The sequence below is a fragment of the Novacetimonas maltaceti genome (genome assembly GCF_002906255.1).
GTDB lineage: Bacteria > Pseudomonadota > Alphaproteobacteria > Acetobacterales > Acetobacteraceae > Novacetimonas > Novacetimonas maltaceti.
On record NZ_POTC01000014.1, the window covers coordinates 18,107 to 25,731 of the forward strand.

A 7,625-nucleotide genomic window follows, 5' to 3' on the forward strand; every position below is an offset into this window, starting at 1 on the left:
CGTGAAATCAGTGCCTTCCTGGAAGGAATCCGGACATTTTTAAAAAACCATTACATAACAATGAATTATTTTATCACTATCGAAAAATACGGCAATTCTTTTCCGTATGCCGAAAATGCAATCGACAGCAATATCAGCCCCATGATACTCATGCTGGACCTACCTTGAAACCGCGCGATACGGGCAATTTCATGCTGAACTCTGTCACTCCGCATACCGGGGAAGAACTTTACGCCATCCTGCGGCGTGACATGATCGACAGCAGGGCCAAGGGGGGCACTGTCCTTCAGGAACAGAAAATCGCGGAACAGTACGGTGTCAGCAGGACCCCGGTGCGTGAAGCGCTGCAGCGACTGCACCAGGACAACCTGATCGGGCGCAAGGGGCGCTTTTATGTCATCACGTCCCCTTCGCACGAACAGATCCTTGAAATTTACGAGTTCCGCGAGGCGATAGAGGCATCCTCCGTCGTCCTGTGCTGCCAGCGCGCCACGGCAGCGGAAATCACCGCGATCGAACACCATCTCGACGCCCAGTTCCGCGCGGCGGAACAGGGGCATTTCTATGAATTCGAGCGACTGGACACATTGTTCCATGTCGCCATTGCCGATGGTTCGCACAACAGGCTGCTGCGCCACCAACTGGAAATCAGTTATGACCAGATCTGGTTCTCGCGCGTGGGGAACCTGGTCTCCCTGCCCGACTATTCCGTGGAGGCCACGCTCTCCAGCCACCAGCGCATCATGTCGGCAATACAGCGCCGCGACGTGGATGTCGCACGCGCGGAAATGAACAGCCACCTGCGCAGCGCGATCGAGTTGAGCCAGCGTGCCTGCGCGTCGCGCCGGCGGCTGCCACGCGGCAAAAAGGGCGGTACCCCATCATGAGACATGGCATGCGCCCCGCCGCAGGCTTCCGCCCACGCGCGGGACAGGCATGCCATTCCCCCAGCGGCAGTAGGTACATGCGGCAATGAACACACATGATGACCTGTCGGCGATATTCGCGCAGTACGGCAACCTTTCCCGGCCGTTCGCAAGGATGCCCCCCAAGGAAGCGCTGGCCATAGCACAGGAACATTATGGCGCCAGCGGTGACATCCGCCACCTGCCAACGGAAAAGGACGATACGTTCCATATCCGCACCCCCCCCCGGGCACGGCTTCATCATGAAGGTGGAACACCCGTGCGAACCACGCGGGGATGTGGCATTCCAGACGGCCCTGCTTGACGACCTGCAGGACCGCGCGCCCGACCTGCCTGTCCCGCGCGTGATCCGCACGCGCCACGGTGCCCCCATCCTTGTGCACACCGACCGCGCCGGGCAGGAGCGCCAGATACGGCTCCTGTCCTACCTGGAAGGGGTGCCGCTCGACCATATCCCGACATCGGCGGCCGGGCGGCGCAGGATCGGCGCCCAGCTGGCGCGACTGCGGCACGCGCTGTCCGGTTTCAGCCATCCCGGCGGCGACCGGGCCGTCATCTGGGACGTGCGCCGCCTGCCCGACCTGCGCCCCCTGCTGTCCCTTGTGGAGGACCCCGCGCACCGTGCGTGCGCGCAGGCGGCGATGACGCGCTTCATCGGCCTGCTGCCGGAGATCATGGGCCTGCGCACCCAGATCCTGCATAATGACTTCAACCGCTCCAACATCCTCGCCCGCGCGCAAGATGATGAAACCCTTGCCGGGATCATAGATTTTGGCGATGCGCTGCGCACCGCCATCGCCATTGACGTGTCCACGGCGATGGTGAACCAACTGCCCCAGAACGTGACTGCGGATGCCGCCACCTTCCTGTCTGCCCCGCGCGATGTACTGCATGGATATCTGGAACATGCCGACCTGCACCATGCGGAGGTCAGGATGCTGGGCCACCTGCTCATGGCGCGCCTGCTGACGCGCGCGCTCATCACCACATGGCGTGCCGGGGTGTTTTCCGAAAACCGCGCCTATATCACGCGACATTCGCAGGCGACGTGGGCGCAGCTTGCATGGTTCACCGCACGTGACGCCGACACGGTCCCGGACCTTTTCGTTTCGGACATACCTACCTCAAACCGCATGGGATGCACGGCATGACTGCAAAGCCCCCGACCCTGGGCCGCATGGTGAATGGTTTCGACCCGGCCGCACCATCGGACATGGACGAACGGACGCGCGAGGATATCGCCAGACGCCAGAAACTGCTTGGCCCTGCCTACCGCCTGTTCTACCGCACGCCGGTCCAGGTGGACCATGGCAGGGGTGTCCACCTGTATGACCGCGACAACAACGAATACCTGGATGCTTACAACAACGTCGCCTCGGTAGGGCATGCCAACGCGCATGTCACCGACGCCATCATGGCGCAGGCGCGGCGACTGTGCACGCATACGCGCTATCTCCAGGATGGGATCGTGGAATATGCGGCCAGCCTCCTGCCCTCCTTTGGCGGCCGTATCGCCAGTGACGGCCACATGATGTTCACCTGCACCGGATCGGAAGCCAACGACCTGGCGATGCAGATCGCCATGCACCGCACGGGCAACCGGGGCATCATCATCACGTCGGAGGCCTATCACGGCAATTCCTACCTGACGTCGCGCTTTTCCCCCTCGCTTGGTGAAGGTGCGCCCCTGGGAACGTGGGTGCGCCGCGTGTCCACGCCGGATTCCTACCGCATCCCCCCGGCAGAGATCGCCGCGCGCATGGTGCGCGAGGTCACGGCCCAGATCGAGGACCTGCAACGGCGCGGCGAAGGCATCGCCGCCTTCATTGCGGATTCCGTCTTTTCATCTGACGGGATCTACACCACCCCGGTCGATATCCTGCCTCAGGTCGCCAGGGTCGTGCATGCGGCAGGCGGCCTGATGATCGCCGATGAGGTCCAGTCCGGTTTCGCCCGCACGGGGGAGCGGTTCTGGGGATACCAGAGGCATGGGCTGGACCCGGACATCGTGACGCTGGGCAAGCCGATGGGCAATGGCTACCCGGTGGCGGGACTGGCGGTGACGCATGACGCCGTCGCCGCGTTCGGTCGCGACCGGCGTTATTTCAACACCTTCGGCGGCAACAGCGTGGCCATCGCCGCCGCGGGCGCGACACTGGAGGTCATCCGCAGCGAAGGACTGCAGGAGAATGCGCGCGACGTTGGCGCGTTCATGCGGCAGGAATTGCGGAACATCATGGCCGATGCCCCCTGTATCGGGGATGTGCGTGGCGCGGGACTGTATATCGGCGTGGAAGTCGTCCATCCGGGCACGATGCTGGCCGACCCTGCGACGGCCGCCCGGATCGTCAATGCCCTGCGGGAGCGGCGCATCCTGATTTCCGCGACAGGCCATGACGCGAACATCCTCAAGATCCGCCCGCCGCTCATCTTCTCACGCGCGGATGCACGGCAACTGTGCGATGCGCTCCATGCCATCATCAGGGATGGCGGGCAGACATGACATCGACAGGGTTCTGAAAAATCGGAAATACGTACGGACTGGATAAACCTGACATGAATACTTCATCAGTCACCAGTTGTGACGTCGTGGTGGTCGGCGCTGGAATTGCCGGCCTGACTGTCGCGCTGGAATTGAAACGTCGTGGCCTGAATGTCGTCGTCCTTGACAAGGGCGCGCCGGGATATGAGCAGTCCAGCCGCAACTGGGGCTGGGTCAGGAGCATAAGCCAGGACCCGCATGAAATCGAACTGTCGCTCGACAGTCGCGCGCAGTGGCAGGAATGGGCACGGCAGGGGGATTTCGGCTACCGGCAGTGCGGCCTCATCTCGCTTGCGCGCAATACGGCCGAAATGAACAGCCTGCTGGAATGGAAACGCTCCGTCGGGTCCTTTGCCGATGACATCGAAACGCTGGGCCCGCAGGCCATCCGCCAGCACCTTGCGCAATCGCGGGGGAAATGGGTCGGCGCGCTTTACAGTTCCCACGATGGCGTTGCGGAACCCGACCGCACGATGGCCTTCCTGATGGACCTGGCGCTGCGCGAACAGATCGTGATCGAGTCCAATATCGCGGTCAAGGCGATTGATGTCGCCGGTGGCAGGGTGCAGGGCGTCATTACGGAAACGGGGCGCATCGCCGCGCCCCAGGTTGTCGTTGCGACCGGAATATGGTCACGCTGGCTGTGCGAGGGGATCGGCATCGCGCTTCCCCAACTGCGCGTCATCGCCTCGGTCATGCGGACAACGCCGGTGCCCGACGGGCCGGAACCTGTGGTTGCCTCCTCCAGCTTTTCGGTGCGCCGGCGCATGGATGGCGGCTATACCGTGGCGCAGCGCAATTCGTCGATTTCCTACATCACCCCGGATACGTTCAGGTTCCTGAAGCTGTTTTTCCCGGCTTTCCTCAAGCAGCACAGGCTTCTTTCGGTGCGTCTGGGCGCACCGTTTGTCGAACATCTGCAACTGGACCGGCAGTTTGGCGCGGGAAAAGCCAATCCGTTCGAAATCTTCCGCCGCTGCGACCCCGCGCCCGACCGCAAAACCCTGCTGCGCACCATGGCGCGCCTGCGCGATGACATGCCGGTTTTCCGGCAGGCGCGGATCATGGACATGTGGGCCGGCGTCATTGATGTCACGCCGGATTCACGCCCCATCATTTCGGATGTCGCAGGCTGCCCCGGCCTCTATCTCTCGACCGGGTATTCCGCGCACGGGTTCGGGCTGGCGCCGGGGGCCGGCAGGCTTGCGGCGGACATCGTGACCGATACCGCGGGCTGGCGTGAACGCGCCAGGGCCTTTTCCCTCTCCCGCTTCTGAGCACGCACGACCGGGGAAGGGAAAAACCGGACATCCCTTCCCCGGTCGCAGGGTTCATCCGCGCAAACGGACCATTTTCCACAATCCCTGCGCAGGCAGGGAACATTGCCACCTGATGGTGCAAGACGGTTCATCCCGACGGGGCGGGAACAACCTGCAGACCATACTGCTCCTCATAGACGATGACAACGTCCTCCCCCTTTTAGTTGCGTCCGTGCCCGCTCATCGCACCCTCACCTTCATGCAGTACAAGCAGAAGGAACCTGTCCTCCGCCTCGCGTTCCCAGCGCGACCAACCGGCGCGCGCATGGGCCACGGCTTCCGCAAGGCCCTGTGCGACCGGGCAGGATGCAAGGGTATGCCGCGCTACGGAGACTTCCGACAGCGACCACGCCTGCCGCCATGCCTGTGGCGCGGCAAGGCTGGCGTCCCGTACCGCCGCCCATGGCCAGACCTGTCCCTCTCGCACGACGGCCAGGCGCACGGTGACATGGGGACGCTCCTCCAGCCGTGTGGGCGTGCGGACATCACTGTCCCAGAATGCGGCCTCGGGCACATAGCCCATTTCGTAATTCAGCACGTTGCGCCGTGCCGCGTCCCCTGCGGCAAACCCCTTTCCCGCCGCCCGGTCACTTGCCGCCATCAGTCCGGGCGGCACATCGGAAGGATCCCCTGCTTCCTCGATCAGCGCGCGGATGCTGCCGGGTGTGTCGATGCGCCCCGCACGCAGCAAAGCCCGTGCCGTGCGCCACAGCAGCGCGGGGTCGCGATATACCCCCGCCGTCCCCGGCAGGACCCGTGCCAGCCATTGCGGGTCGGGGTCCGCGACCGGGTCGGGGGAGAGGATGCACACCTCCTCCCGATCCACCGGACGCGCGGCGCGGGCATGGCGGCGCAGGCGCCCGGCGCGCTGGATAATCAGGTCCATCGGCGCAAGGTCCGTGCACAGGACATCGAAATCAAGGTCCAGCGACTGCTCGATCACCTGGCTTGCGACCAGCACCCCGGCGCGCGCGGCGGCGGGACCGTCCTTTCCGAAACGCGCCAGCACGTCACGCTCGATGGCAAGGCGGTCCACCATGGCAAAACGCGCGTGAAAGACCATGACGCCGATCCCTTCGCGCGCCAGCGCCTTTGCCGCGGCAATGACGTCATCCACCGTATTGCGCACCCACGCCACGGCCGCCCCCTGGGCCGCCGCCGCCGCGACCTCCGCCATGGCGGCGCGTTCATCCCCCAGTCGCCGCACGGCAATGCTGCGTGCAAGGCCGGGACGCGGCGCGCAGGGCAGTTCCCGCACCCCATCGCCCCCCGCCATGGTGACAAGCGGATAGGTGGTGTTCGACAGCGGGACACTCCCGTCCAGCCCCAGCCCCTGCCGGAACGCGTCCACAAGCTTCTGGCGCACGGCCATGGTCAGTGTGGCGGAAAGGAGGATGGCCGAACCGCCCATCGCCGCATGGAACCGCAGCAGGGCTGCCATCTCCTCCAGCATGTAGGGGTCATAGGCATGGCATTCATCCACCAGCAGCACCTTGCCCGCCAGCCCGGCCAGCCGGACGGTGGCGAAACGGACCGGCAGCACCGCCATCAGCGCCTGGTCGATGGTGCCCACCCCCACCTGTGCCAGCAGGGCACGGCGCGCCTCGCTCCCCAGCCACGCAGTGCAGCAGATTTCGGCCTCCTCGCTGCGTTGCGCCGATACCGCGCGCGCGTCCAGCCCGTCATCGGGGGCCACGGCGGCGGCGAACCGCCCGTCCAGCAGCGCGCGCCCGTGCGCCAGCGCAAGGGAGGGATGCGACGAAGGCTGGAATAGGCCACGATAGGCCACGGCCAGTCGGTCGAACATGGCGTTTGCCGTCGCCATGGTCGGCAGCGCCACGAACAGTCCCCGCGCATGGCCCGACGCCATCAGGCGATGCGCGGCAATCATGGCGGCCTCGGTCTTGCCCGATCCGGTCATGTCCTCGATCACCAGCAGGCACGGCCCGGCAGGCAGGGAAATGCCCTCCATCATCGCCTGCACCGGCGACGGGGCACCGATATGGGGAAACAGGTGCCCGATCCCCGCAAAGGGAGCGACCTGCACCGGCCCAAGCCCCGCACACGCGATCGCCGCCTGTGCCCGGGGCAGCGCCCGGTTCCAGAAATACCCCGCGGCATCATGCACCGCGTCAGGCGTGACATAGGGGAACCAGCGCGCGCGTGAGCCAATCCAGTCCGCCTCGATCGTCAGCGCGGCCAGTTTCCATTGCAGTTGCACCAGTTGCCCGGATGGCATCCATGCAATGGGGGGTGGGCGGAAAATGTCGAACAGCAGCCGCACAAGGTGCCGCGCCATCACCGCACAGGGCGTCCGCTTCAGGTGGCGCGCCCTTCCCTGCCCCGCCGAAACCGGGCTGCCATGATGCGCGGCAATGGCGTGCCAGAGGTGCCGCTTCTCGGAAGGCAGCCATGCGGAGCCATCATCCGCCGCACCAAATAGCGGGGCCAGCGCATCTTCGCAGACCTGGTCGAGCAGAAGCAGCCCGTCCACGTCATGGCGCGCATCCACGACCTCCGCGGGACAGGGGCCAAGTGCGCGCACGGGCCAGCACGCAGGCACCTTGTGCTGGAAGGCGGGGGTCAGTTTGCCAATGTCGTGCAGCGCCACCAGCATGCCAAGCTGCCGGCGGTCCAGTCCCGGACATTCGCTGCCCGGCAGCATGATGGCGACCGCAGCCACATCGAGCATATGCGCGACAAGCGGGTGGTACGCAGGCCCGGCACCACCGTCCGCGCCATCCGGCCGGGCCTTGCCCCAGAAAAATCCCAACGCGTCTTCGTGCTCGCCCGCCATGTCCCCAAACATCCTGCCCGCCTTCCCCGGCATGACTTCAC

6 protein-coding genes are annotated in these 7,625 nt (G+C 65.1%); 5 read left to right on the forward strand and 1 reads right to left on the reverse strand.

Features of this window, described 5'->3' with window-relative positions; genetic code table 11:
- Window positions 1–164: 164 nt before the first annotated feature.
- The 5 genes from KMAL_RS07065 to KMAL_RS07080 all read left to right on the forward strand — a co-directional run bounded on the left by KMAL_RS07065 (window position 165) and on the right by KMAL_RS07080 (window position 4,745).
- Entirely contained in the window at window positions 165–887 is a 723-nt protein-coding gene (locus KMAL_RS07065) for a GntR family transcriptional regulator (protein WP_239020006.1), read from the forward strand.
- Between the two features lie 85 nt (window positions 888–972).
- The gene (locus KMAL_RS17225; protein WP_167400028.1) at window positions 973–1,230 is read left to right on the forward strand and encodes a hypothetical protein; all 258 of its coding nucleotides are present in this window, start codon (window positions 973–975) and stop codon (window positions 1,228–1,230) included.
- A complete protein-coding gene (locus KMAL_RS07070) occupies window positions 1,169–2,077 on the forward strand; it encodes a phosphotransferase (protein WP_167400029.1) in 909 nt (302 codons plus the stop codon). Before KMAL_RS17225 ends, KMAL_RS07070 begins: the two co-directional genes overlap by 62 nt.
- Window positions 2,074–3,429: an aspartate aminotransferase family protein gene (locus tag KMAL_RS07075; RefSeq protein ID WP_208624752.1), complete on the forward strand. Its 1,356-nt coding sequence runs from the start codon at window positions 2,074–2,076 to the stop codon at window positions 3,427–3,429. Before KMAL_RS07070 ends, KMAL_RS07075 begins: the two co-directional genes overlap by 4 nt.
- A gap of 53 nt (window positions 3,430–3,482) precedes the next feature.
- On the forward strand, window positions 3,483–4,745 hold the full coding sequence (locus KMAL_RS07080; protein ID WP_110095048.1) for an NAD(P)/FAD-dependent oxidoreductase: 1,263 nt from the start codon (window positions 3,483–3,485) through the stop codon (window positions 4,743–4,745).
- 202 nt (window positions 4,746–4,947) lie between these two features.
- On the opposite strand, the gene cas3 is transcribed toward KMAL_RS07080, so the two are convergent.
- Window positions 4,948–7,584 carry a CRISPR-associated helicase Cas3' gene (gene cas3 / locus KMAL_RS07085; protein ID WP_110095084.1) on the reverse strand — a complete coding sequence of 879 codons (2,637 nt, stop codon included), beginning with the start codon at window positions 7,582–7,584 and terminating at the stop codon, window positions 4,948–4,950.
- Window positions 7,585–7,625: the final 41 nt, after the last annotated feature.

Bases quoted from the DNA above. Each gene is read 5' to 3' on its own strand.
- KMAL_RS07080 (WP_110095048.1), top strand. From the start codon at position 3,483: ATGAATACTTCATCAGTCACCAGTTGTGACGTCGTGGTGGTCGGCGCT.
- KMAL_RS17225 (WP_167400028.1), top strand. From the start codon at position 973: ATGAACACACATGATGACCTGTCGGCGATATTCGCGCAGTACGGCAAC.
- KMAL_RS07070 (WP_167400029.1), top strand. From the start codon at position 1,169: ATGAAGGTGGAACACCCGTGCGAACCACGCGGGGATGTGGCATTCCAG.
- cas3 (WP_110095084.1), bottom strand. From the start codon at position 7,584: ATGGCGGGCGAGCACGAAGACGCGTTGGGATTTTTCTGGGGCAAGGCC.
- KMAL_RS07075 (WP_208624752.1), top strand. From the start codon at position 2,074: ATGACTGCAAAGCCCCCGACCCTGGGCCGCATGGTGAATGGTTTCGAC.